The sequence below is a fragment of the Streptomyces anandii JCM 4720 genome, assembly GCF_014650655.1.
Taxonomy (GTDB): domain Bacteria; phylum Actinomycetota; class Actinomycetes; order Streptomycetales; family Streptomycetaceae; genus Streptomyces; species Streptomyces anandii.
Genome location: NZ_BMVJ01000002.1, coordinates 103,492 through 105,125 on the forward strand (window position 1 = coordinate 103,492; position 1,634 = coordinate 105,125).

Sequence of the window (1,634 nt, forward strand, 5' to 3'; positions counted from 1 at the left end):
TGTCGCTGTTCCGTTCCCGCCACTCGGCCTCGGTCGACGACGCCAGCCTGATGAAGCTGTAAGGGGTCGGAAGAATCGTGGAGAACCTCATTGCGCTGCTGATCGCGGCGCCCCTGCTCGGAGCGGCCGTCCTCCTGGTCGGCGGCCGGCGCCTGGACGCCGTCGGCCACTGGCTCGGCACACTGCTGTCGGCCGCCTCCTTCGTGATCGGCCTCGTCCTCTTCGCCGACATGCTCGGCAAGAACGCCGAGCACCGCACGATGATCCAGCACCTGTACACCTGGATCCCGGTGGAGAGTTTCCAGGCGGACGTCACCTTCCGCCTCGACCAGTTGTCGATGACGTTCGTGCTGCTGATCACCGGCGTCGGCTCGCTCATCCACCTGTACTCGGTCGGGTACATGGAGCACGACGAGCGCCGCCGCCGCTTCTTCGGCTATCTGAACCTCTTCCTCGCGGCGATGCTGCTGCTCGTCCTCGCCGACAACTACCTGCTGCTGTACGTCGGCTGGGAGGGCGTCGGTCTCGCCTCGTACCTCCTCATCGGCTTCTGGCAGCACAAGCCCAGCGCGGCCACCGCGGCCAAGAAGGCCTTCCTGGTCAACCGCGTCGGCGACATGGGCCTGTCCATCGCGATCATGCTGATGTTCGCGACGTTCGGGTCGTTCGCCTTCGGGCCGGTGTTCTCCCACGCGGGCGACACCTCGCAGGGCAAGCTCACCGCCATCGCCCTGATGCTGCTGCTCGCGGCCTGCGGCAAGTCCGCCCAGGTCCCGCTGCAGTCCTGGCTCGGGGACGCGATGGAGGGCCCCACCCCGGTCTCGGCCCTCATCCACGCCGCCACGATGGTGACCGCGGGCGTGTACCTCATCGTCCGCTCGGCGTCGATCTTCAACGCGGCCCCCGACGCGCAACTGGTCGTCACCGTCGTCGGCGCGGTCACGCTGCTGTTCGGTGCGATCGTCGGTTGCGCGAAGGACGACATCAAGAAGGCGCTGGCCGGCTCGACCATGTCGCAGATCGGATACATGGTGCTGGCCGCCGGCCTCGGCCCCATCGGCTACGTCTTCGCGATCATGCACCTGGTGACGCACGGCTTCTTCAAGGCCGGCCTGTTCCTCGGGGCCGGCTCGGTCATGCACGGAATGAACGACGAGGTCGACATGCGCCGCTACGGCGGCCTGCGCAAGTACATGCCCATCACGTTCATCACCTTCGGCCTCGGCTACCTCGCCATCATCGGCTTCCCGGGCCTGTCCGGCTTCTTCTCCAAGGACAAGATCATCGAGGCGGCCTTCGCCAAGGGCGGCACCGAGGGCTGGATCCTCGGCGGCGCGGCCCTGCTGGGCGCGGCCATCACGGCGTACTACATGACGCGCGTGATGCTGATGACGTTCTTCGGAGAGGAGCGCTGGCGCGACAAGCCGACTCCGTCCCCGGCCGAGCCCGACGTGGAGCCGGCGGCCGAGGAGCGCGGTGAGCACGCCGAGCCCCACCCGCACGAGTCGCCCAAGGTCATGACGATCCCCATGATCGTGCTGGCGGTCGGGTCGGTCTTCGGCGGCGCGTTCTTCAGCATCGGCGACCGCTTCCTCAAGTGGCTGGAGCCGGTCACCGGGCACAGCGAGGGCAAC

At 67.7% G+C, this 1,634-nt stretch carries 1 protein-coding gene and 1 pseudogene; both read left to right on the forward strand.

Translation table 11 applies throughout. The features are described from left to right. Window positions 1-62, forward strand: a pseudogene (locus tag IE249_RS36065) (NADH-quinone oxidoreductase subunit NuoK); the annotation flags it as partial. Between the two features lie 15 nt (window positions 63-77). Then, the coding region (nuoL, locus tag IE249_RS03600) for an NADH-quinone oxidoreductase subunit L (RefSeq protein WP_229857439.1) at window positions 78-1,634 on the forward strand (1,557 nt) is incomplete at its 3' end.